Source organism: Saccharomonospora sp. NPDC046836, from assembly GCF_040645195.1.
Taxonomy (GTDB): domain Bacteria; phylum Actinomycetota; class Actinomycetes; order Mycobacteriales; family Pseudonocardiaceae; genus Prauserella_A.
The window spans coordinates 138,496-160,860 of the sequence record NZ_JBEYXW010000002.1 but is presented as its reverse complement, the minus strand read 5'-3'; the positions used below and the strand labels follow the sequence as shown (position 1 = coordinate 160,860).

General features: G+C 69.6%; 21 protein-coding genes. 11 read left to right on the top strand and 10 right to left on the bottom strand.

Features of this window, described 5'->3' with window-relative positions; genetic code table 11:
- Positions 1–6 precede the first annotated feature (6 nt).
- Together ABZ863_RS03755 and arc are read right to left on the bottom strand one after the other, a co-directional pair.
- The gene (locus ABZ863_RS03755) at positions 7–351 is read right to left on the bottom strand and encodes a hypothetical protein (protein WP_358530777.1); all 345 of its coding nucleotides are present in this window, start codon (positions 349–351) and stop codon (positions 7–9) included.
- A 101-nt stretch (positions 352–452) separates the two neighbouring features.
- Complete coding sequence (gene arc, locus ABZ863_RS03750) at positions 453–2,264, bottom strand: proteasome ATPase (RefSeq protein ID WP_358530775.1); 1,812 nt, start codon at positions 2,262–2,264, stop codon at positions 453–455.
- Positions 2,265–2,488: 224 nt separating this feature from the next.
- Here arc and ABZ863_RS03745 point away from each other — a divergent pair, with 224 nt between their 5' ends.
- Together ABZ863_RS03745 and ABZ863_RS03740 are read left to right on the top strand one after the other, a co-directional pair.
- Positions 2,489–3,094: a hypothetical protein gene (locus tag ABZ863_RS03745; protein ID WP_358530773.1), complete on the top strand. Its 606-nt coding sequence runs from the start codon at positions 2,489–2,491 to the stop codon at positions 3,092–3,094.
- A 142-nt stretch (positions 3,095–3,236) separates the two neighbouring features.
- Positions 3,237–3,998: a hypothetical protein gene (locus ABZ863_RS03740; protein ID WP_358530771.1), complete on the top strand. Its 762-nt coding sequence runs from the start codon at positions 3,237–3,239 to the stop codon at positions 3,996–3,998.
- Between the two features lie 57 nt (positions 3,999–4,055).
- Here ABZ863_RS03740 and ABZ863_RS03735 read toward each other — a convergent pair whose 3' ends face one another.
- Together ABZ863_RS03735 and ABZ863_RS03730 are read right to left on the bottom strand one after the other, a co-directional pair.
- On the bottom strand, positions 4,056–4,877 hold the full coding sequence (locus tag ABZ863_RS03735; RefSeq protein WP_358530769.1) for a tRNA (adenine-N1)-methyltransferase: 822 nt from the start codon (positions 4,875–4,877) through the stop codon (positions 4,056–4,058).
- A 78-nt stretch (positions 4,878–4,955) separates the two neighbouring features.
- A complete protein-coding gene (locus ABZ863_RS03730; protein ID WP_358530767.1) occupies positions 4,956–6,116 on the bottom strand; it encodes a site-2 protease family protein in 1,161 nt (386 codons plus the stop codon).
- A 108-nt stretch (positions 6,117–6,224) separates the two neighbouring features.
- Between ABZ863_RS03730 and ABZ863_RS03725 the strand changes: the two genes are divergently transcribed.
- The 3 genes from ABZ863_RS03725 to ABZ863_RS03715 all read left to right on the top strand — a co-directional run bounded on the left by ABZ863_RS03725 (position 6,225) and on the right by ABZ863_RS03715 (position 8,943).
- Positions 6,225–7,121 (top strand): RecB family exonuclease, encoded by an 897-nt coding sequence (locus ABZ863_RS03725; RefSeq protein WP_358530766.1) that lies wholly within the window; start codon positions 6,225–6,227, stop codon positions 7,119–7,121.
- Positions 7,122–7,155: 34 nt separating this feature from the next.
- Positions 7,156–7,932 (top strand): thioesterase family protein, encoded by a 777-nt coding sequence (locus ABZ863_RS03720; protein WP_358530764.1) that lies wholly within the window; start codon positions 7,156–7,158, stop codon positions 7,930–7,932.
- Positions 7,933–8,016: 84 nt separating this feature from the next.
- Positions 8,017–8,943, top strand: coding sequence for a ParA family protein (locus tag ABZ863_RS03715; protein WP_358530762.1), 927 nt, complete (start codon positions 8,017–8,019; stop codon positions 8,941–8,943).
- A gap of 7 nt (positions 8,944–8,950) precedes the next feature.
- Here ABZ863_RS03715 and hisG read toward each other — a convergent pair whose 3' ends face one another.
- Positions 8,951–9,796, bottom strand: a complete 846-nt coding sequence (hisG, locus tag ABZ863_RS03710) for an ATP phosphoribosyltransferase (protein WP_358531236.1) — start codon at positions 9,794–9,796, stop codon at positions 8,951–8,953.
- 17 nt (positions 9,797–9,813) lie between these two features.
- A complete protein-coding gene (locus ABZ863_RS03705) occupies positions 9,814–10,077 on the bottom strand; it encodes a phosphoribosyl-ATP diphosphatase (protein WP_358530760.1) in 264 nt (87 codons plus the stop codon).
- 192 nt (positions 10,078–10,269) lie between these two features.
- Between ABZ863_RS03705 and ABZ863_RS03700 the strand changes: the two genes are divergently transcribed.
- Positions 10,270–11,031 (top strand): class I SAM-dependent methyltransferase, encoded by a 762-nt coding sequence (locus tag ABZ863_RS03700; protein WP_358530759.1) that lies wholly within the window; start codon positions 10,270–10,272, stop codon positions 11,029–11,031.
- Between the two features lie 15 nt (positions 11,032–11,046).
- On the opposite strand, the gene ABZ863_RS03695 is transcribed toward ABZ863_RS03700, so the two are convergent.
- Positions 11,047–11,733, bottom strand: coding sequence for an HAD family phosphatase (locus tag ABZ863_RS03695; RefSeq protein ID WP_358530757.1), 687 nt, complete (start codon positions 11,731–11,733; stop codon positions 11,047–11,049).
- A gap of 8 nt (positions 11,734–11,741) precedes the next feature.
- Entirely contained in the window at positions 11,742–15,293 is a 3,552-nt protein-coding gene (metH, locus tag ABZ863_RS03690; protein WP_358530755.1) for a methionine synthase, read from the bottom strand.
- A gap of 52 nt (positions 15,294–15,345) precedes the next feature.
- On the opposite strand from metH, the gene ABZ863_RS03685 reads away from it, so the two are divergent.
- The 3 genes from ABZ863_RS03685 to ABZ863_RS03675 are packed head-to-tail and all read left to right on the top strand — an operon-like array spanning position 15,346 to position 17,460.
- Positions 15,346–15,474 carry a hypothetical protein gene (locus tag ABZ863_RS03685; protein ID WP_358530753.1) on the top strand — a complete coding sequence of 43 codons (129 nt, stop codon included), beginning with the start codon at positions 15,346–15,348 and terminating at the stop codon, positions 15,472–15,474.
- Positions 15,467–16,327: a PAC2 family protein gene (locus ABZ863_RS03680; protein WP_358530751.1), complete on the top strand. Its 861-nt coding sequence runs from the start codon at positions 15,467–15,469 to the stop codon at positions 16,325–16,327. Before ABZ863_RS03685 ends, ABZ863_RS03680 begins: the two co-directional genes overlap by 8 nt.
- On the top strand, positions 16,324–17,460 hold the full coding sequence (locus tag ABZ863_RS03675) for an MFS transporter (RefSeq protein WP_358531234.1): 1,137 nt from the start codon (positions 16,324–16,326) through the stop codon (positions 17,458–17,460). Before ABZ863_RS03680 ends, ABZ863_RS03675 begins: the two co-directional genes overlap by 4 nt.
- Here ABZ863_RS03675 and ABZ863_RS03670 read toward each other — a convergent pair whose 3' ends face one another.
- Both ABZ863_RS03670 and mshC read right to left on the bottom strand, forming a co-directional pair.
- Entirely contained in the window at positions 17,461–18,315 is an 855-nt protein-coding gene (locus ABZ863_RS03670) for a metallophosphoesterase (protein ID WP_358530750.1), read from the bottom strand.
- A 25-nt stretch (positions 18,316–18,340) separates the two neighbouring features.
- Positions 18,341–19,579: a cysteine--1-D-myo-inosityl 2-amino-2-deoxy-alpha-D-glucopyranoside ligase gene (gene mshC / locus ABZ863_RS03665; protein ID WP_358530748.1), complete on the bottom strand. Its 1,239-nt coding sequence runs from the start codon at positions 19,577–19,579 to the stop codon at positions 18,341–18,343.
- Positions 19,580–19,790: 211 nt separating this feature from the next.
- Here mshC and ABZ863_RS03660 point away from each other — a divergent pair, with 211 nt between their 5' ends.
- Positions 19,791–21,131, top strand: coding sequence for a cytochrome P450 (locus ABZ863_RS03660; protein ID WP_358530746.1), 1,341 nt, complete (start codon positions 19,791–19,793; stop codon positions 21,129–21,131).
- 49 nt (positions 21,132–21,180) lie between these two features.
- Entirely contained in the window at positions 21,181–22,362 is a 1,182-nt protein-coding gene (locus ABZ863_RS03655; protein WP_358530744.1) for a S8 family serine peptidase, read from the top strand.
- The last annotated feature ends 3 nt before the right edge of the window (positions 22,363–22,365 follow it).

Here is a 22,365-nt window from a genome sequence, read left to right as displayed (position 1 = left end):
AGGTCGTTATACATCAGGTTCACGACGTCGCATCAGCTCGAGGAACTGGTCGGACGACAGCACCTCGCGGTGCAGCTTCTCCAGCCGTGCCGCCGGCGCCCGCACGTAACCTTTGCCGAACACCGGGGCGATCTGGCGGAGGCTGGCTCCCGCTTCCCTGGCCGCCAGCAGCGCCCAGTCCGACGCGTTGGCACATGCCGTGGACGCTTGCCGCAACTCCCCCAGCAGCGCGATCAGCTCACCGGCCTCGATATCCCCGGAGCGGAGTGCCGCGGCGGCCTGCTCCAGCCAGTCGAGTACGTCCCGTGCCGTAATCGGTGCGTGCAGCCGGTCTTCCCGCGAGTTCTCCATACCCACAGCGTATAGGTCGTTATACGCAGAGATACACCCAAGGCCACCTTGGTTGCGGTGAACGCGACCAAGGTGGCCTTGGGGGCAACCAGCGCGGGCGGTTAGAGGTACTGGCCCGTGTTGGTCGCGGTGTCGATCACGCGGCCGGATTCCTGGTTCTTTCCGGTGACGAGCGTGCGGATGTAGACGATCCGCTCGCCCTTCTTCCCGGAGATTCGTGCCCAGTCGTCCGGGTTGGTGGTGTTCGGCAGGTCCTCGTTCTCCGCGAACTCGTCGACGATCGCGTCCAGCAGGTGCTGCACCCGCAGCCCGGGCTGCTTGGTCTCCAGCACCGACTTGATCGCCGACTTCTTCGCCCGGTCCACGATGTTCTGGATCATCGCGCCCGAGTTGAAGTCGCGGAAGTAGAGCACTTCCTTGTCACCGTTGGCGTAGGTGACCTCCAGGAACCGGTTCTCGTCCGTCTCCTCGTACATCCGCTCGACGGTGTGCTGGATCATCGCGTCGACCGTGGCCTGCCGGTCGTCGCCGAACTCCCTGAGGTCGTCGGCGTGGATCGGCAACTCGGGCGTCAGGTACTTGGAGAAGATGTCCTTCGCGCCTTCCGCATCCGGCCGCTCGATCTTGATCTTCACGTCGAGCCTGCCGGGGCGCAGAATCGCCGGGTCGATCATGTCCTCGCGGTTGGACGCGCCGATCACGATGACGTTCTCCAGCCCCTCGACACCGTCGATCTCCGACAGCAGCTGGGGAACGATCGTGGTCTCCACGTCGGACGACACCCCGCTGCCGCGAGTACGGAAGATCGATTCCATCTCGTCGAAGAACACGATGACCGGTGTGCCGTCCGAGGCCTTTTCCCTTGCTCGCTGGAAGATCATGCGGATGTGCCGCTCGGTCTCCCCGACGAACTTGTTCAGCAGCTCCGGACCCTTGATGTTGAGGAAGTAGGACTTCGCATCGCTGGCATCGCCCCGCGCCTCGGCCACCTTCTTCGCCAGCGAGTTGGCCACGGCCTTGGCGATGAGGGTCTTTCCACATCCCGGCGGACCGTAGAGCAGCACGCCCTTCGGCGGCCGCAACTGGTACTCGAGATACAGATCGGAATGCAGGAACGGCAGCTCCACCGCGTCGCGGATCTGCTCGATCTGCCGGTAGAGCCCGCCGATGTCCTCGTAGCGGACGTCCGGGACCTCTTCCAGCACGAGATCCTCGACCTCGGCCTTCGGCACACGCTCATAGGCGTAGCCCGCCTTGGAGTCCACGAGCAGCGAGTCACCGGGCTTGAGCGTCTGCTCGGACAGCGGCTCCGACAACCACACCACGCGTTCCTCGTCCGCATGGCCGACGACGAGCGCCCTCGAGCTTCCGCCCTCGGTCTCCGGCAGCAGCACCTCGCGCAACGCGCACACCTCACCGGTGCGCTCGAAGCTCCCGCCCTCGACCACGGTGAGGGCTTCGTTGAGACGCACGCTTTGCCCGCGCCGCAACGACTCGATCTCCACCGCGGGCGATACGGACACCCTCATCCGCCTGCCCGCCGTGTAGACGTCGACCGTGTTGTCCTCGTATGCCTCCACGAAGACGCCGTACCCGCTCGGCGGCTGCGCGAGCCGGTCGACCTCCTCCCGCAAGGCCAGCAGCTGGCTGCGGGCCTCACGAAGCGTCTCGACCAGCTTGTTGTTCCGCTCCGTCAGCTGGCTCACTCGTTCGGTCGCTTCCGCGAGCCGCTGCTCGAGCACGCGGTTCTGCCTCGGCGAGTCCGTGAGTTTCCGGCGAAGCAGGGCGACTTCCTCTTCCAGGAACCTGATCTGACGCACCTGTTCACGGGACGGGCTCCCCGTGGTTCCAGTTCCACCTGTCTCTGAAGAGTCGGCCTCCTCGTGCCGACCACCGGGAAGGTCGTGTTGCATTTCGGCACCTCCTCGGAATGCATTTCCCTCCACGGTACCGGCGATCACCGACATGAAAAGCCCTAACTGCATCACAGGATCGGCGCGCCGCATGGACCCGACCGGTTACCCACGCGCGCCGGGTCCGACTCCACACCGGTGCCGCCGGGGCGCGGTGACTACGATCAAGCCCCGACCTGCTAGATCAGGAATCTCCACAAGCATTCGATACTCAGGGGGCCACGTTGACCTATCCGCCGCAACCGACACAAGGAGCGGGACAGCCCGGGCCGTACGGCCAGCAAGGCCAGTGGGGCACTCCCCCGCAAACCGGGCACTACCCCGGCAGCGGACCCGCGCCGCAGTACGGCGGCTACCCGGGGCCGGGCGGAACACAGCAGTTCGGCCAGCCCGGCCAGCCAGGGCCATATGGTCAGCAGCCGGTCGGATTCCCCGGCGCCCGGCCGCCCAAGAAGAAGACCGGACTGATCGTCGGCCTCTCCATCGGCGCTGTCGCCGTGATCGGCGGTGTGGTCGCTCTGATCCTCATCCTGTCCGGCGGCGACAGCGACGGTGACGTCGCCCAGCTCGAGGAGCTCGGCGAGAAGGCCGTCCAGGTCCTCCAGAACAAGGACGTCGACCTGGCAGTGGAGATCTCGTGCGATCGCGAGGACACGGCGTCGACCACATTCGAGGACATGCCGGAGGATGTGCAGTTCGAACTGAGTGGAACGCCACAGATCAACGGCGACACCGCCACGATCCCGATCAAGGTCAGCATCCAGGGGGAAAGCCGGGACCGGGAGTTGCCGGCGCGCAAGCAGAACGGCACCTGGTGCATGGGCGAGTGAACAGGTACCGCATAAGGAGGGCAAATCGGTCAGTTCCTGGCGGATGGCCGAAGCGCCCGATACGCCCATGACTACGATCAGCTCCCTGTCTACCGAGTAGCTCAGGAATCTCCACAGCTTGTGACCACAAAAGGGGGCCACGATGACCTATCCACCGCAGCCGCCGCAGGGACCGGGACAGCCCGGGCCGTACGGCCACCAAGGCCAGTGGGGCCAGCACGGCCCGCCTGGTGGGCAATTCCCACACAGCGGACCCACACCTCAGCATGGCGGCTACCCGGGGCCGGGCGGAACACAGCAGTTCGGCCAGCCCGGCCAGCCCGGGCCCTACGGGCAGCAGCCGGGCGGGTTCCCCGGCAGTGAGCCGCCCAAGAAGAAGACCGGACTCATCGTCGGCCTCTCCATCGCCGCTGTCGCCGTGATCGGCGGTGTGGTCGCTCTGATCCTCATCCTGTCGGGCGGCGACGACGAGGAGCAGGCGCAGAGCGGCAACCAGCAGGGCACCACGTCCCAGCCCAACGCGCCGGCACCCGGCACGGACTCCAGTTCCGGTCCGAGCACCGAGTCGAGCGAACCCAGCTCGCCGAGCACGGAGCAGACCGGCGACTCCGGCCAGGGCTCCCCCGGTGATGTCAGCGCGGTGCAGGAGCTCGCCGACAAGGCGCTCGAGGCGCTCAACAACAAGGACGCGGCGCTGGCCAAGGAGATCTCCTGTAACCCGAGCGCGGTCAACGAGGATGACTTCGACTCCCTCCCGGAGGGCGTGGAGTACACCCAGGACGGGACGCCAGTCATCGACGGCGACAGCGCCGAGATCCCGGTGACCCTCACCTACCAGGGCGAGACGGCAGACCAGACCATGCGTGCGGCGAACGAGTCCGGCACCTGGTGCATGGCCGGCTGAGCCCGGCCAAAACTGTGAGGGCCCCCTGCCCGAGGGGGCCCTCACAGCCAGCAATCCCTAGCCCCGGCTGGGCCGCCTGCGTGGGCGGGGCGGTGTGACACCCTCGGCGAGCCTGCGGGTGGTGAGCAGGAACGCCGTGTGCGCCACCATCCGATGCTCCGGCCGCACCGCGAGCCCCACGACGTGCCAGGGCCGCAGCAACGTTTCCCACGACTGCGGTTCCGTCCAGCACTGCTGCTCGCGCAGCGCCTCGGTGACCGTCGACAGCTGGGTCGTTGTCGCCACGTACACCACCAGCACCCCGCCCGCGATCAGGTTCTTCGCCACAGCGGGCAGGACGTCCCACGGCGAGAGCATGTCGAGCACGACACGGTCGACCTCACCGGTGTGCTCGGCAACGTCACCGAGCTTGAACGTCCAGTTGGCCGGCCGCGCACCGAAGAACTGCTCGACGTTGCGGACCGCGTGCTCGGCGTGGTCCTCCCGTACCTCGTAGGAGGTCACGCTGCCCTCGGTGCCGACAGCCCGCAGCAGCGAGCACGTCAGCGCGCCCGAGCCCGCACCGGCCTCGAGCACCCTGGCGCCTGGGAAGATGTCGCCCCACATCACGATCTGTGCCGCGTCCTTGGGGTAGATCACCTGGGCCCCACGCGGCATGGACAACACGTAGTCCGACAGCAGCGGGCGCAGCGCCAGGTAGGTCGTGCCCCCGGCGGAAGTGATCACCGATCCTTCTGGCTTGCCGATCACGTCGTCGTGCGACAGCGCGCCGCGATGGGTGTGGTACTCGCCACCCGGTGCCAGGACGAGTGTGTAGTGCCGGCCTTTCGGGTCGGTCAACTGCACCCGGTCACCGGCACGAAACGGCCCTGCTGACACCGAACCTCCAGTTCACGACGAGACTGTGCGCCATACCCGGCGCGGCGTCCGATCGTCGCAGACCGCCTGGCGGCGCGTTCAGCCGGTCCGTCTCCAGCCACCGGACACGGCCGCGCGCACGTCGTCACGGTGCAGCACGCCGGTGGGCTTGCCGTCGTCGTCCACGACGAGGAACTGCCACGTCGCCACCTCGTACATGCGCTCGACGATGTCGGCGCCCGGTTCGGACAGCAACAGCACGGTCTCCGGCCGGATGGGCTCGGCGGCGAGTTCCGCCGGTGCGTGCGGAGACGTCTCCGCCAGCCGTTCGGCACCGGCCACGTCGAGCAGGCCGGCCGCGACACCGTCGGCGCGCACGAGCACAACGCCCCGCCCCGCCGACGCCGACAGCGCGGCCGCGACGGGGCTCTCGGCGGGCAGCTGCAGCACCGGGCGCATCAGGTCGCCGACGGACAGCCCGTCGGGCCAGTCGCGTCGACCGTCGGCGGAGAGCTCGTTGGACGCACCCGTGGCGACGAACCAGGCCGTGACCACGCAGACACCGAGTCGGAGCCACCGGTCGTCGCTACCGGCCGCCAGTCCCCACAGCGCCCACACGAGCAAGCCGACGGCCACCAGACCGCCGCCGAACGCAGCAGCCTTCGTCCCGGCCGAACGGGTTCCGGTGAGCGACCACACGCCCGCGCGCAGCATCCTGCCCCCGTCCAGCGGCAGGCCCGGCAAGAGGTTGAACAGGCCCACCGCGAGGTTGGCGACCGCGCACTGGACGACCAGCAACCAGGCCGCACCACCCGGCGGCACCGCGAGCAGCAGCACCCCGCAGAACGCGGCGAGCAGGATCGACACGACTGGACCGGCGGCGGCCACCAGGCCCTCGTGTGCGGGACGCCGCGGATTGCGCGCGACCTCGGACAGCCCGCCGAGCAGGAACAACCGCAGCCTGCGTACGGGTATGCCCAGCCGTAGCGCGACCACGCAGTGCCCGAGTTCGTGCGCGAGCACCGAAAGGCCCAGCAGCACGGCGAACGCCGCGGCCAGCGCCCAGGTCGTCGCGGTGCTCGCGCCAGGGAGCAAGCGGCCGACCATCGGCGCATAGAGCACCACGATGATCGCCGAGCCGATCCACCACGACGGCGCCAGCAGCACGGGCACACCGTCGACACGGAAGAGCAGCAGGCCTCCATCGCCGACGGCCGCGCGCCGTGGCTGCTGCCGCCGGTACTGGCTCGTCGCGTCCATCAGGCGAGGGTAGAGCGTGCGGTGTGGGAAGGCGGTGACCTGTACCCGGGGTGTCAGCCCGACGGCGGGTCACCAGGAGTTGTCACACGGTGCCGCTACGCTCCCGGCATGGCAGAGGGCACGACGCAGACAGCCACCGTCACTTCTCCCCCGGATCCCGCCGCGGTCCGCAGGCCCGCGCTGTCCCCGTCACGGGCGAGCGACTTCAAGCAGTGCCCACTGCTCTACCGGTTCCGGGCGGTCGATCGGCTGCCGGAGGTCCCGACCAAGGCGCAGGTCCGCGGCACCCTCGTGCATTCGGTGCTGGAGCGGCTGTTCGGGCTGCCCCGTGGGGAACGGCTTCCTGAGCGCGCCAAGGAACTGCTGCAGCCGACCTGGTCGGAACTGTCCGAGGAAAGTCCGGAATGGACGGACCTGTTCGCGGGCGAGGACGCGACCGCGGTCGAGGAGTGGCTCACCTCGGCAGGCCGCCTCGTCGACGCCTACTTCGGCCTGGAGGACCCGAACCGACTCGAGCCCGAGGCCTGCGAGCTGCACGTCGAGACCGAGCTCGACTCCGGTGTGGTCCTGCGGGGCTACATCGACCGGCTCGACGTCGCGCCCACCGGTGCGATCCGGGTGGTGGACTACAAGACCGGCGCCGCACCACGCGAGATCGGGGAGGCGAAGGCCATGTTCCAGATGAAGTTCTACGCGGTGGTGCTGTGGCGGCTGCGGGGCGTGGTGCCGCAGCAGCTCAAGCTCATGTACCTCACCGACGGGCAGGCGCTGGCCTACACCCCCGACGAGCCGGAACTGGTTCGCTTCGAGCGAACGCTGGAGGCGATCTGGCAGGCGATCCTGCGGGCAGGTAAGTCCGGTGACTTCCGGCCGAACCCGAGCAAACTGTGCGGCTGGTGCTCACACCAGGCGCTGTGCCCGTCCTTCGGTGGGACTCCCCCGGACTATCCTGGCTGGCCGGAGCCCGATGGCGGGGAGGAATCCGCTCTCGATCGCGCCGACTGACCGCGCTCGCGAGGTTGCAGAACGGGGACACGCCGTGACCGATGCCTTCTACCGTCCGCTCGGCGACGAGCGCTACCACCCCACCCCGCACACGTCCGGACCGTGGTCGGCGGACGCCCAGCACTTCGGGCCACCGTCGGCGCTGCTGGTACGTGCGCTGGAAGGCGTTCCCGCCGAGCGGGACACCCTGCTGGCCAGGGTGACCGTCGAGATACTCGGCCCGGCTCCGCTCACCGAGCTCTCGGTCCGTTCGCGGCTGGAGCGCCCTGGCCGTTCGGTCGAGCTGCTCTCGGCCGAGCTCACGGCAGGCGACCGCATGGTGGCGCGGGCCTCGGCGTGGCGGATCACCACATCGGACACCGCCGAGGTCACGGTCGGGTCGGCAGGGCCGCTACCGCCTGCCGAGGACTGTCCCGAGGCGCACTGGCCGGACGACTGGGGCAATGGCTACCTGCGCGCCATGGAGTGGCGGGCCATTGGGGGTGCGGTGGCGAGCACGGGGCCGGCGCAGGTGTGGGTGCGGCAGCGGGTGGCGCTCGTCGACGGTGAGAAGCCCAGTCCGCTGCAGCGGTTGTTCGCCGTCGCCGACTCCGGCAACGGCGCGTCCAACGAGCTGGACCTCCGCAGCTGGCTGTTCATCAACTCGGAGCTGACCGTGCACATCCAGCGCGAACCGATCGGCGAGTGGATTGGTCTGGACGCCGCCACGATCATCGGGCCACACGGTGTCGGCACGGCCACCAGCCGGTTGCACGACGCCAGCGGGCAGGTCGCGACCGGCGCGCAGGCCCTGCTCGTACGGAGGCGGTAGGAGACACGCGGCAAACCGCGGGGCGCATCCCGCGATGATCTACTAACCTGCTCCCAAACCACGAGATCCAGGAGCTGGCGCACAGTGCAGATCACCTCGGTGGTCAACCAGAAAGGCGGGGTCGGCAAGACCGCGCTCAGTGTCGGCGCCGCCGCCGCGCTCGCTGAACGCGGGCGCCGCGTGCTGCTCATCGACCTCGACCCACAGGGTCACGCGACCACGGAACTGCTCGGCCTGCCCGAGGTACCCGCGGAGCAACCCAGCCTGGCGAAGGCACTCACGAAGACGTGGCGGGGGCCCGTCGAGGAGCTGGTGGTGCCGCATACGCGCAGCAACATCGGCGCCGGTGGCGCGTTCGACGTGATCCCGACGTCACCGGGCATGTTCGACCTGGTGCGCAGGCTCGACCAGTTCCGGGTGCCAGGCTGGCAGCTGGCCAGGGTGATCCAGTTCGCCAACTACGACCACGTCCTCATCGACTGCCCGCCGGCGCTGGACGTGCTCACCAACAACGCGCTCGCCGCGACACACGGCATCCTCGTGCCGGTGCAACCGGATCGCACCAGCATCCGCGCGCTGCGCCTGATGCAGGACCAGATCCGCTACGTCGAGTCGATGGTGGACCGCCCGCCCATCACCTACTTCGGGCTGGTGCCCGGGCTCTACCGCAGGCCGATCTCGGGGTACGCGGTGGCAGCGCTCAACGAGTTGCAGCAGTTCGGGATCCCGATGCTCGCCCACGTGCCGCTCGGTGTGGTGATGAACGAGGCCGCCGCGCGGGGAATGCCGGTCACCACGTTCGCCCCGGAGACGATCCAGGCGGTCGCGTTCCGGCAGATCGCGCACGCGCTGGACACGATGACTCATCAGCCGGCTCCGTTGCCTGCCGACGAGTCGGAGTTCGTGTTCGAGGACTTCATCGCCGACCTGTCGAACACCCGCGCCGCGAACGACAACGGTGCTCGCCGCAAGCTCTACGACCTGCTGCCCAAGCGCCCGCGTCCCCGCTGACGCGCTCTCAGAGGCGGCAGGAGCGGATGTCCGACGCGAGAATCGCGCGGGCGCCGACCGCGGCCAGCTCGTCCATGATCGCGTTGACCTGCTTGCGCGGCACCATGGCCCGGACGGCGACCCAGTCGGGGTGCGCCAGCGGCGCGACCGTCGGCGACTCCAGCCCGGGAGTGATCGCCACCGCGCGGTCGAGCAGCTCCCGGGGGCAGTCGTAGTCGAGCATCATGTACTGCTGGGCGAACACCACGCCCTGCAACCGGGCCGCCAGCTGCACGATCGGCTTGGAGTCACCGTTGCCGACGCGGTGCACGAGCACGGCCTCCGACACGCAGATCGGCTCGCCGAAAGCGACCAGGCTGTGCTGGCGCAGCGTCCTGCCGGAGCCCACGACGTCGGCGATCGCGTCGGCGACACCGAGCTGCACCGAGATCTCCACCGCGCCGTCGAGCCGGATCACGTCCGCCTCGATGCCCTGCTTCGCGAGGTCGTCGGTCACCAGCTTGGGGTACGAGGTGGCCAGCCGCTTGCCGTGCAGGTCGGCGGGCTTCCACTCCCGGTCCGCCGGCGCGGCGTAGCGGAACGTCGAGCCACCGAACCCGAGCGCCAGCGTCTCCTCCACCGGTGCGCCGGAGTCCAGCGCCAGGTCGCGCCCGGTGATGCCGAGATCGAGCTCACCCGATCCCACGTAGATGGGGATGTCCTTGGGGCGGAGGAAGAAGAACTCGACATCGTTGGCCGGGTCCAGCACTGTCAGGTCACGCTGCTCATGTCGCTGCCGGTAGCCGGCCTCACCGAGCATCTCGGAGGCCGGTCCTGCCAGCGCTCCCTTGTTCGGCACCGCGACACGCAGCATGACGTTCCCTTTCCTGCTCACAGATACCGGTAGACGTCCTCGAGCGAGACGCCCCGGCCCAGCATCAGAACCTGCACCCGGTACAGCAGCTGCGAGATCTCCTCGGCCAGCCGCTCATCGGACTCGTGCTCCGCCGCTATCCAGACCTCACCGGCCTCTTCCAGTACCTTCTTGCCCTGGGCGTGTACCCCGGCGTCCAGCGCCTCGACCGTCCCCGATCCTGCGGGACGGGTGCGGGCGCGTTCGGCAAGCTCGGCGTACAGCTCATCGAAGGTCTTCACGCGCTGAATCCTTCCATCCGCCGGCGACGCGCCCGTGGGCGGGCCAGCCGCGGCCGCACGCGGCACCCGGGCGCCGGTTGACTTGGCCACCGGATTCCACTTTGCTGAATTGAGGCCCCGCGTGCTGATGGCATAACAGAAAGGTGTGGGATGGCGAACAGAAGGCTACCCGAAAAAAACGGTGACCCTTCGATGAACAACACCGAACTCGAGATCAGATTGCCAGACAACGCGGAGCAAATAGATCAGGACTCAGAGTACTGTTCGGTACGGCTCGACGGTGTGTGGCAGGAGATCCGTTTCCATGACTACGCTCGAATCTTCACCATTCCCGGCCTCTATGAGCAGCTGTTCCACGACATTCTCGACTGCCGTTCACCCGATGTCGTCGGAAAACTTCTGAAAGAACAAGTTCAGCGCGATCAGGTCGCGGAATCCTCGCTCCGGGCGCTCGATCTCGGTGCGGGAAACGGGCTCGTTGGTGAGCAACTGCGCGCCGTCGGTGTCGGGCATCTCGCCGGTATCGACATCCTGCCGCAGGCCAGGGACGCTGCCCTGCGGGACCGCCCTGAAGTGTATGACGCCTACCACGTGCTGGACATGACCGCGCTGTCCGAGCAGGAGAGCCGGACGCTGGCCGCGGCGGGGTTCGACACGCTGTCCTGCGTTGCCGCACTCGGCTACGCCGATATCCCCCCGGCGGCGTTTCGCACGGCGTTCAACTTCGTCCGCGACGGTGGGTGGATCACATTCACCATCAAGGACCGGTTCCTTTCCGCTGACGACACATCGGGGTTCGCGGAGCTGATCGGCCGGTGCCAGAAGGAGGGCCTGCTCGAGGTCCGTGCATCGGAGCGATACCGCCACCGGCTCAACGTCCGCGGCGAGCCGTTGTACTACGTGGCATTCGTCGGCACCAAACACGGAGACATCCCGGCGGAGCTGGTGCCCTGACGGTCACCAGGCACCTCAGGCCGCCCGCACCAGCTCCCCGACCATGACCGCGTCCACACCGACGAGCGAGGTCCGGAACGTCCGCCGGGTCCCGGGTTGCACGGGTACGTCACCAGGAACGACCAGCACCGTGCACCCGGCGGCGGACGCCGACTCCGCACCCACCGGCGAGTCCTCCACCGCCACACACGCCGCCGGCTCGGCGCCCAGCAGGCGGGCAGCCCGCAGGTAGGGCTCCGGATGCGGCTTGTTCAGCCCATCCACCTCGTCGCCGCACACGGTGACGTCGAAGAACTCGCGGCCGATCGTGTTCAGCGCGAGCTCGGTCAGCGACCGCTCCGTGGACGTGACCAGCGCGCAGGCGATGCCTGCCGAGCTGATGGCGGCGAGCGCGTCCCTGGCCCCCGGCCGCCACGGCAGCTCGTCGGAGAACAGCATGCTGGTGCGCTCCCGCATCCACCCGGACGCCTCGGCGATCCACGTCTCGCTCACCGGGTGACCGCTGATGGTGAGCAGAAACCGTGATGTCGTCTCCATGTTCGCGCCGACGAGCGAGGCCCGTTGCTCCGGCAACAGCGTTCCGCCGAGCCAGGTCGCCGCCTCGTACAGCACGATGTCCCAGAGCTTCTCGGAATCGACGAGTGTGCCGTCCATGTCCCACAGCACGGCGGCAGGTCCGTCCAATGCGGACGGTCTGGTCACATTCACTCCTACGTGTTGAAGTAAGTCGCTGCTGGGTGGTGGGCGACGATGGCGTCGGTGGACTGCTCGGGGTGGAGCTGGAACTCCTCGGACAGCTTCACGCCGAGCCGCTCGGATTCGAGCAGGTCGACGATCTTGGTGCGGTCCTCCAGGTCGGGACAGGCGCCGTAGCCGAGGGAGAACCGGGCGCCGCGGTAGCCGAGCCGGAAGTAGTCCTCGATGGCGGCGGGGTCCTCGTCCGCGACCACTCCGCCGGAGCTGAAGTGCAGTTCCTGGCGGACGCGGCGGTGCCAGTACTCGGCGAGTGCTTCGGTGAGCTGCACGCCCAGCCCGTGGACCTCCAGGTAGTCCCGGTAGGCGTTGCGGGTGAACAGCTCGCCGGCGTACTCGGCAATGGGCTGCCCCATGGTGACCAGTGTCAGCGGCAGAACGTCCACCTCCCCGGCGGCGAGCGCCTGCTCACGCGGCCGGTAGAAGTCGGCGAGGCACAGGTGCCGGTCGCGCTTCTGGCGGGGGAACGTGAACCGGCACCGCTCAGGCGCGTCCGGCCGGGGCTCGGTGAGCACCACGAGATCGTCGCCCTCGGCAACGGCGGGGAAGTACCCGTAGACCACGCCGGCGTGGGCCAGGACACCCTGCGTGGTCAGCTGGTCCAGCCAGTAGCGCAGCCGCGGCCTGCCCTCGGTCTCGACCAGCTCCTCATAGGTCGGGCCCTGCCCGCCGCGGCTGCCTCGCAGGCCCCACTGCCCCAGGAACGTCGCCCGCTCGTCGAGGTAGGCGGCGTAGTCGGCCACGGGGATGCCCTTGACCACCCGTGTCCCCCAGAAAGGCGGGACCGGCAGCGGCACATCGGTCGCCACGTCGGAGCGGGCCGGGACCTCCTCCGGCTCCTGCCGGGCGCGGCGCGCATCGGCAATGCGCAGCGACCGCTCCCGCCGCGCCTTGCGCTCGGCGCGCTTGGCCTCCGCCTCCGGGTCGACCGCGGGGGCCTCGCCACGCTTGGCGGCCATGATGGTGTCCATCAGGTGCAGACCTTCGAACGCGTCCCTGGCGTAGTGGACATCGCCGTGGTAGATCTCGGTGAGATCGGTCTCCACGTACGAGCGAGTCAGCGCCGCACCGCCGAGCAGCACGGGCCACCGGTCCGCCACGCCACGGGAGTTCATCTCCTCCAGGTTCTCTTTCATGATCACCGTGGACTTCACCAGCAGCCCGGACATCCCGATCGCGTCCGCCCGCTGCTCGGCCGCGCTCTCCAGGATCGTGGTGATCGGCTGCTTGATGCCGAGGTTGACCACGTCGTAGCCGTTGTTGGACAGGATGATGTCCACGAGGTTCTTGCCGATGTCGTGCACGTCGCCCTTCACGGTGGCCAGCACGATCCGCCCCTTGCCGTCGGAGTCGTCCTTCTCCATGTGGGGCTCGAGGTAGGCCACCGCTGCCTTCATCACCTCGGCCGACTGCAGCACGAACGGCAGCTGCATCTGGCCGGACCCGAACAGCTCCCCCACCGTCTTCATGCCCGACAGCAGCGTCTCGTTGATGATCTCCAGCGCGGGCTTGGTCTCCAACGCGGCCAGCAGGTCGTCCTCGAGGCCGGCACGCTCACCGTCGACGATCCGCCGCTCCAGCCGTTCGAACAGCGGCAGCGCCGCGAGCTCCTCGGCACGGGAGGCCTTGCTCGACGCCGCCGAGACGCCTTCGAACAGCTCCATCAGCCGCTGCAGCGGGTCGTAGCCGTCCCGGCGGCGGTCGTAGACCAGGTCCAGTGCGACCTCGCGCTGCTCGTCGGGGATCCGGGCCATCGGCAGGATCTTCGACGCGTGCACGATCGCCGTCGTCAGCCCGGCCTCCACGCATTCGTGCAGGAACACCGAGTTGAGCACCTGCCGGGCCGCCGCGTTGAGCCCGAAGGACACGTTCGAGACACCCAGCGTGGTCTGCACCTGTGGATAGCGTCGCGTGAGCTCCCGGATCGCCCCGATCGTCTCCAGCCCGTCGCGCCGGGTCTCCTCCTGGCCGGTGGTGATCGGGAAGGTCAGGCAGTCGACGATGATGTCCTCGACCCGCATCCCCCAGTTGGCGACGAGGTCGTCGATGGTGCGGGAGGCGACGCGGACCTTCCAATCGGCCGTGCGGGCCTGGCCTTCCTCGTCGATGCACATCACGACGACGGCGGCGCCGTGCTCGGCCACCAGCCGCATGATCCTGGCGAACCGCGAGTCCGGCCCGTCGCCGTCCTCGTAGTTGACGCTGTTGACGACGCATCTGCCGCCGAGGTGTTCCAGACCGGCCTGCAGCACCGCCGGCTCGGTCGAGTCGAGCATGATCGGCAGTGTGGAGGCCGTCGCCAGCCGCCCGGCCAGCTCGGCCATGTCCACCGCCCCGTCGCGGCCGACGTAGTCCACGCACAGATCCAGCAGGTGCGCACCGTCGCGGGTCTGCTCCCTGGCGATCTCGACGCAGTCCTCGTAGCGCCCCTCGAGCATTGCCTCGCGGAACTTCTTCGACCCGTTGGCGTTGGTGCGCTCGCCGACCATCAGCACGCTCGCGTCCTGTTCGAACGGCACCTGCTGATACAACGACGACACCCCGGCCTCCGGCCGTGGCCGCCGAGGCGTCGCCGGCAGGTCCCGCACCACCTCCGCCAGCAGGCGGATGTGCTCGTCGGTGGTGCCGCAGCAGCCGCCGACGAGACCGACGCCGAACTCCGTCACGAAGCCCGACAGCGCCTCCGCGAGGCCTTCCGGCCCCAGCGGGTAGACGGCGCCGTTCGGGCCCAGCTCCGGCAGCCCCGCGTTCGGCATGACCGACAGCGGCACCCGCGCCGTCTTGGACAGCGTCCGCAGGTGCTCGCTCATCTCCGCGGGACCGGTCGCGCAGTTCAACCCGATCAGGTCAATCCCCAGCGGCTCCAGCGCGGTCAGCGCGGCACCGACCTCGGTGCCCAGCAGCATCGTGCCCGTGGTCTCGACCGTGATCGAGGCGATGACCGGGACCCGCCTGCCCTCGGCCGCCATGGCCCGATGCGCGCCGATGATCGACGCCTTGGTCTGCAGGATGTCCTGGGTGGTCTCGACGATCACCGCGTCCGCGCCCCCGGCCAGCAGGCCCCGCACCTCCTCGGCATAGGCCTCCCGCAGCGTGGCGAACGGCGCATGCCCCAGCGTCGGCAGCTTCGTGCCGGGGCCAACCGAGCCCAGCACGAAACGCGGCCGCTCGCTCGTGGCGAACTCGTCCGCGGTCTCCCGCGCCAGGCGCGCACCGGCCTCGGCCAGCTCGAAGATCCGGTCGGCGATGTCGTACTCCGCCAGGTTGGCGAGGTTCGCCCCGAACGTGTTGGTCTCGATCGCGTCCGCCCCCGCCGCGAGATACCCGCGGTGCACCCCACGCACCACGTCCGGCCGGGTCACGTTCAGGATCTCGTTGCAGCCCTCCAGTCCCGCGAAGTCGTCCAGCGTCAGATCATGCGCCTGAAGTGCGGTTCCCATGGCGCCGTCGGCCACCACGACCCGGGTCGACAGCGCGTCCAGCAACGGCGAGGAGAAAGGGGTGGGCATGGCTAACAGCCTACGGTCTCCGCGGGAAGGGGTCGGGCCGTAGGCTGACTGTGTGAGTAAGCCCTTCGACGAACCAACAGCCGGCCGACCTCAGCCGAAACCGGTCATGATCTGCGCTTTCGAAGGCTGGAACGAACGATTGGCACAAAACGCCCAGGCCAAGGTGTTTGACGGTGAGTGAAGAACCGATCACGAAGGGCCCTGTCGCCGTTTTCGCCTTCGAAGGCTGGAACGACGCGGGGGACGCCGCGAGCACGGCTCTGGAGCACCTGCAGCTGAACTGGGACGCCAAGCCGCTCACCGAGCTGGATCCGGACGACTACTACGACTTCCAGGTGAGCAGACCCACCGTCCGCTTGGTGGACGGGGTCACGCGCCGGGTCGAGTGGCCCACCACGAGGCTCGCCATCTGCCGCCCGGAAGGGTTCGACCGGGACATCGTGCTGGTGCAAGGTCCTGAGCCGAACATGCGCTGGCGCGCGTTCTGCGCTGAGCTGCTGGAGCACATCGAGCAGCTCGGCGTGTCCACGGTGGTGACGTTGGGGGCGCTGCTGGCCGACACGCCGCACACCCGCCCGGTGCCCGTGACCGGGACGGCCTACGACGCGGAGGCAGCCGCGCGGTTCGGCCTGGAACGCAGCCGCTACGAGGGGCCGACCGGTATCACCGGCGTGCTCCAGGACATGTGCGTGCAGGCTGGGATCCCGGCGGTGTCGGTGTGGGCCGCCGTCCCGCACTACGTCTCACACCCGCCATCGCCCAAGGCGACGCTGGCGCTGCTGCACAAGCTCGAGGACGTGCTCGACATCGAGATCCCGCTTGGCGCCCTTCCCGAACAGGCAGAGGAGTGGCAGCGGACGGTCACCGAGATGGCCGACGAGGACGACGAGATCAGCGACTACGTGCGCACCCTCGAGGAACGCGGCGACGCCGAGATCACCCTCGACGAGGCCAGCGGTGACAAGATCGCCGCCGAGTTCGAGCGCTACCTGCGCCGCAGGCGTCCCGGTGGCCCCGGCGCACCGGGTCACTGAGCCGATCCGCGGGCGCGCCGCGGGTCAACCGCGTCGCGCTGTACGTCGGGGCCCTCCTCGGACCGTTCGGTGGGGGCGTCGTCGCGGCGATCCTGCCGGAGCTGTCGGCGAGTTTCACCGTGTCGACCGGGGTCGCGGCGTCGTCGTTGACGTCCTACCTGCTGCCCTTCGCCGGCGTCATGCTGGTGTCGGGCACGCTGGGTGAGCGCTGGGGACCCGCCCGCACGATCCGCATCGCCTATGTGGTGTACGCGGTGGCGGCGATCTGTTCCGCGCTGGCGCCGTGGTTCTGGCTGTTCCAGGTCACCAGGGGCGTGCAGGGTTGTGCGAACGCCTTCACCACGCCGTTGCTGATGGCCAAGCTCGCCGCGGGCACGCCGACCGAGCGGCTCGGGCGCGCGCTGGGGCTGTTCGGCTCCATGCAGGCCGTCGGGCAGACGTCCGCCCCGCTGGTCGGCGGCCTGGCGGCGGAGCTGTCGTGGCGCTGGGCGTTCGTGGGTATCGCGCTGGTGGCGGCCGTGCTCGCAGCCTGCAGGCTCCCGCCGGACAGCCGGGCGAGCCGGGACCGGCCCGCCCGGCTGCGTGATGCGTGGCGCCGCTCGATCCTCGCGCCCGGTCTCATCGGTCTCGTGGGCTGGGCCTGCCTGGCGGGCATGTCGTTCCTCGTCGCGTTCCGGCTGGAGGACGCGTTCGGGCTGGGGTCCGGGCTACGTGGGCTGGTCCTCACCGGGTTCGGGGTCGCCGGGTTCCTGACCGCGCGGCTGGTGGGGGCCGTGGCCGACCGCTACGGCTCCCGGCTGGCGGCGGCCACCGGACTGCTCGCCGGTGCCGTCCTGCTCCTGGCGGTCGGGCTGGTCGAGTCACTGCCTGTGGTGGCGGTGAGCTGGGCGCTGGGCGGGGTGTGCGCGCAACTGGTGCTCGTGGCCGTCAACACGACCGTGCTCTCCAGCACCGAGCGCGGCCGCGGCGGAGCGATCTCGGTGGTCCAGGCGATGCGCTTCCTCGGGATGGCGGCGGCACCGGCGGTGTTCATCGTGCCCTACGACATCAGCGCGGCGCTCGGTTTCGCCATCCCCGCAGCGTTGCTGGTGCTCGTCACGCCGGCAGTGGCCTGGCTTCGACGGCCGCCGTGATCACCGCGCTGCCGCCTCCTGGCCGTCTGTGGTGAGGATGCGCCGCATCGGCACCCCGCCGCGTGCGCGGCTGCGCCATTCGCGCGGGTAGCCCAGCGACACCTCCTCGAAGCGGACACCATCACGGTAGGTGGTGCGCGGGATGTGCAGGTGGCCGTACACGGCGACCTCGGCGCGGTAGCGCACGTGCCAGTCGGCGGTCTCCTGCGTGCCGCACCACATCACGAACTCCGGGTACCGCAGCGGCTCGGTCGGGTGGCGGTGCAGCGGCCAGTGCGACAGCAGGACCGTGCCGTGCTCGGCGGGAATGCCGGCCAGCCGCTTCTCGGTCAGCTCGCGCCGCGCCGCACACCACTCGGCTCGGCTGGCATGGGGGTCGGCGTGCAGCAGGAACTCGTCGGTGCAGACCACACCGGCCGCCCTGGCCTGCTCCATCGCCTCCGCGAACGGCCGCCCCTCCGCGGCCGGTGTACGCCAGCTGTAGTCGTAGAGCAGGAACAGCGGCGCGATCGTCAACGGCCGCGCCGCGTGCTGCCACACCGGGAAGTCGTCCTCCGGGGTGAGCACGCCGATCGACTGGCAGCGCCGCACCAGCTCCTCGTAGCGGTCCTGGCCACGGTGCTGGTCCGGGTCCCTGGCCGTGGTCCACAGCTCGTGGTTGCCGGGCACCCAGACCACGGTGGCGAAGCGCTCCCGAAGCCGCTCCAGCGTCTCGATCACCGCGGACATGCGCTCGGCCACGTCACCGGCCACGAGCAGCCAGTCCTCCGGCGTGGCGGGGCGGATCGCGTCGAGCCAGTGTTCGTTGCCCTGGTGGGTGACGTGCAGGTCGCTGGTGGCGTACAGGTTCGGCACGCCGACCACGGTAGTTAGCCCACCGCTACAGGGCTACGCCGAGTAAAGCGTCCGTGGTGGTGCGGATGAGTGCGGGGGCGGCGTTGTCGGTGCCGTCCCGCCGCAGCGCCTCGGTGACCCAGGCGTCGACGGTGGCCAGCGCCCTGGGCGTGTCGAGGTCGTCGGTGAGGTGGTCGCGCAGCCGCGCCACGACGCTGTCCGCCTCGGGGCCGGCAGTCAGCGACACGGCCTCGCGCCAGCGCTCCAGCCGCGCCTGCGCCTCGGTGAGCAGGGCGCCGGTCCACGGCCTGTCACTGCGGTAGTGCCCCGCGAACAGGGCCAGCCGGATCGCCGCGGGGTCGACGCCGTCGGCCCGCAGGCGCGAGACGAACACCAGGTTGCCCTTGGACTTGGACATCTTCTCGCCGCCGAGACCGATCATGCCGGCGTGCACGTAATGCCGGGCGAACGGGTGCCCGCCGGCCAGCGCCTCGGCATGGGCGGCACTGAACTCGTGGTGCGGGAAGGCCAGATCCGAACCGCCGCCCTGCACATCGAAACCCGTCCCGAGCCGGTTGAGCGCGATCGCGCTGCACTCGATGTGCCAGCCGGGCCTGCCGGGGCCGAGCTCCGAGTCCCACGCCGGCTCGTCCGGCCGGGCGGCACGCCACAGCAGCGCGTCGAGCGGATCGCGCTTGCCTGGCCGGTCCGGATCGCCGCCGCGCTCGGCGAACAGAGTCGCCATCGTGGCCTCGTCGTAGCCCGACTCGTACCCGAAACGACCTGTGTAGGAACGGTCGAAGTACACGTCGGGGTACTGCGGATCGTCCACTCGGTAGGCGGCGCCGTGGGCCAGCAGCTTGCCGATGGCCTCGACGATCTCCGGGATCGTCTCCACCGCACCGATGTAGTCCCGCGGCGGCAGCACCCGCAGCGCCTCCATGTCCTCGCGGAACAACGCGGTCTCGCGCATCCCGAGCACCACCCAGTCGTCCTGGTCGCGCTCGGCCCGCTCCAGCAGCGGATCGTCGATGTCGGTGACGTTCTGCACGTAGTGCACCTCGTGACCGGCGTCGAGCCACAGCCGGTGCACCAGGTCGAAGGCCAGGTAGGTCGCCGCGTGGCCGAGGTGGGTCGCGTCGTAGGGCGTGATGCCGCAGACGTACATCCTGGCGACGGGTCCCGGCGCCGTGGGCCGCAGCTGACCGGTCGCGGTGTCGTGCAGCCGCAACGGGCGGGGTGTTCCAGGGATACGGGGCACGGCCACCGAAGACCAAGTCTGCATGCCTCAACCCTATGCGTGCGTCTCCCCTGCTTTCCCGCCTGGTGGGAAGGATGCCGACCACATCAGGAGGACAACAGCAGTCTGCGCACTGCACTCAGGAGATCGTCCCGGTGCCCCAGACGACAGGCTGTTCACGGTTGGTGACCAGATGGACACGCGGTTTATACGGGCGTATAACTCGGTCGGGTAGACGGTCGGCAAAGGAGCATGCATGACGTCCGAGAGCGCCCCGACCGGAGTACGCCTCGACGACCTCACCGCCAGCACTCCACCACCCGGGCCCCGTCTTCCGCTGGGTCTGCAGACCGTGCTGTTCGGCTCGTTCCGGCACCTGTGGCTGCCGCGGTTGCGGCGCCGCTACGGCGACGTCGTGCGGCTGCGGATCTACCCCGATCGCGACGTCGTGCAGCTCGCCGACATCGACCACATCCGCGAGGTGTTCAGCGGACCCGCCACGGTGTTCCACGCAGGCGAGGGCAATGTGATCCTCGAGCCCGCGATGGGTGTGCACTCGGTCCTGCTCACCGACGAGGACGAGCACCTCAGGGCACGCAAACTGCTCATGCCCGCGTTCAACGGCGCGGCCCTGCGCGGCTACCGGGCCCTGGTCGCGGAGCTGACCGACCGCGAGGTCCGGCGCTGGCCCACCGGCACACCGTTCTCCGTGCACACGCGCATGCAGGCGCTGACGCTGGAGATCATCCTGCAGGTCGTCTTCGGGGTCACCGATGGGCCGCGGCTGGTGGCGCTGCGGCGGCTACTGCGCCGGATCGCCGACGTCGGACCGATCGAACTCCTGGGCTGGTACAACCCCAGGCTGGAGCGCTTCGGCCCGTGGAAGCGCTACGCCCACACCCGGCGCCGGGCCGACGAACTGCTCTACGCCGAGATCGCCGAGCGGCGCCGCGCCACCGACCTGGACAGCCGCCAGGACGTGCTGTCACGGCTGCTCACCGTCCCCGCCGAGGACGACCGGCTCACCGACGTCGAACTGCGCGACCAGCTCATCACGCTCCTGCTGGCCGGGCACGAGACGACGGCGACCGCACTCGCCTGGGCCTTCCACGACCTCGCCCGTGACCGGGGCCAGCTCACCGAGGCCACGCGCGCGGCCGACGCCGGGGACGAGAAGTATCTCGAGGCGGTCGTCAAGGAGGCGATGCGGCTGCACCCGGTGATCTTGGAGGTCACGCGCAAACTGACCAGAGACGTCGAGATCGGCGGGTACCGCATTCCGGCGGGGCACACGGTGATGCCCTCGATCGGGCTCGTGCAGGCCGATCCGGCACACCATCCCGACCCCGGTGCCTTCCGCCCCCAGCGCTTCCTCGACGGCGGCCCCGCGCCGGGTACCTGGTTCCCGTTCGGCGGTGGGGTTCGCCGCTGCCTCGGCGCGGGTTTCTCGCTGCTGGAGGGGACCACGGTGCTGCAGGCCGTCCTGTCGCGGTACGACCTGGCCCCCGATCGCGCCCGGCCCGAACCGGCGAGGGCACGCAACATCACCATGGTCCCGGCACGCGGGGCGAAGGTTGTTGTCACCCAGCGCACATGACTCGTAACATGGCGGCTTTCCCCTTCCCCAACTGAAGAAGGTGGCGGCCATGACGACTGGCGCGCAGGGCACGACCGGCCGGTATCTCGTACTACTCGAGGAGGACTCCGCCGCCGCGGCGGTCCGGGAGATCCGCCGGGTCGCGGGGCTGGACACCGCGAACACCGCCGATCTGCTCGGCGCCACCGGGTTGAGCCTGCCCGCCGCTGTCGATGGGCTACTGCTGCACGAACTCGGGGTCGCGGTGGTCACCGCGGCTCCCGAACAGGCCGACGCACTGGCCCGCGCCTGCGCCGAGCCCGGTCCGCTCGCCATGATCGAGCCGGAACGCCTTGTACAGGCCTACACCGCGCCCGCCCCCGCGCCGGAGGAGGCCGCTGACGAGACCGCGTTCACTTGGGGCCTGCAGGCACTCGGTGCGCCGGACAGCACCGCGACCGGCGCCGGAATCCGGGTGGCCGTGCTGGACACCGGTGTGGTGACCGGTCATCCGGACCTCGCCGGCCGTGCGCTCGTCACCAGCTCGTTCGTCGACGGCGAGAGCGTCGAGGACGCCCACGGCCACGGCACGCACTGCGTCGGCACGGCCTGCGGCCCGCGTACCCCGGAACAGGGTCCCGGCTACGGCGTCGCCTACGAGGCCGAGATCTACGCGGGCAAGGTGCTCGGCAACGACGGCTCGGGCACCGACGGCGGCATCCTCGCCGGTATTCAGTGGGCGATCAGCAACCGCTGCGCCGTCGTGTCGATGTCGCTCGGTGCCGCCACCCAGGTCGGCGACCCGTATTCGCAGATCTTCGAGACCGCCGCCCGCCGGGCGATCCAGCAGGGCGCGCTGATCATCGCGGCCGCGGGCAACGAGAGCCGCCGCGAGGACGGCCACATCGCGCCGGTCGGGCACCCCGCGAACTGCCCGTCGATCATGGCCGTCGGCGCGGTCGACGTCCGGCACGAGGTCGCCGGTTTCTCCTGCGGGTCGGTGGACAGCAACGCCGCCGTCGACATCGTCGGACCGGGCGTCGACGTCTACTCCAGCTGGACGCTGCCCGAGCGCTACACCACGATCAGCGGCACCAGCATGGCCACACCGCACGTCGCGGGCGTGGCGGCGCTGCTCGCCCAGCAGCACGGAGCACGGTCCTGGGAGCTGTGGGCGCGGCTCGGCCAGTCGGCGCTGCGGCTGGCCGTACCGTCGACCGACGTCGGCACCGGGCTGGTGCAGGCGCCCTGACCC

Bases quoted from the DNA above. Each gene is read 5' to 3' on its own strand.
- ABZ863_RS03755 (WP_358530777.1), bottom strand. From the start codon at position 351: ATGGAGAACTCGCGGGAAGACCGGCTGCACGCACCGATTACGGCACGG.
- arc (WP_358530775.1), bottom strand. From the start codon at position 2,264: ATGCAACACGACCTTCCCGGTGGTCGGCACGAGGAGGCCGACTCTTCA.
- ABZ863_RS03740 (WP_358530771.1), top strand. From the start codon at position 3,237: ATGACCTATCCACCGCAGCCGCCGCAGGGACCGGGACAGCCCGGGCCG.
- ABZ863_RS03730 (WP_358530767.1), bottom strand. From the start codon at position 6,116: ATGGACGCGACGAGCCAGTACCGGCGGCAGCAGCCACGGCGCGCGGCC.
- ABZ863_RS03725 (WP_358530766.1), top strand. From the start codon at position 6,225: ATGGCAGAGGGCACGACGCAGACAGCCACCGTCACTTCTCCCCCGGAT.
- hisG (WP_358531236.1), bottom strand. From the start codon at position 9,796: ATGCTGCGTGTCGCGGTGCCGAACAAGGGAGCGCTGGCAGGACCGGCC.
- ABZ863_RS03700 (WP_358530759.1), top strand. From the start codon at position 10,270: ATGAACAACACCGAACTCGAGATCAGATTGCCAGACAACGCGGAGCAA.
- metH (WP_358530755.1), bottom strand. From the start codon at position 15,293: ATGCCCACCCCTTTCTCCTCGCCGTTGCTGGACGCGCTGTCGACCCGG.
- mshC (WP_358530748.1), bottom strand. From the start codon at position 19,579: ATGCAGACTTGGTCTTCGGTGGCCGTGCCCCGTATCCCTGGAACACCC.
- ABZ863_RS03660 (WP_358530746.1), top strand. From the start codon at position 19,791: ATGACGTCCGAGAGCGCCCCGACCGGAGTACGCCTCGACGACCTCACC.
- ABZ863_RS03655 (WP_358530744.1), top strand. From the start codon at position 21,181: ATGACGACTGGCGCGCAGGGCACGACCGGCCGGTATCTCGTACTACTC.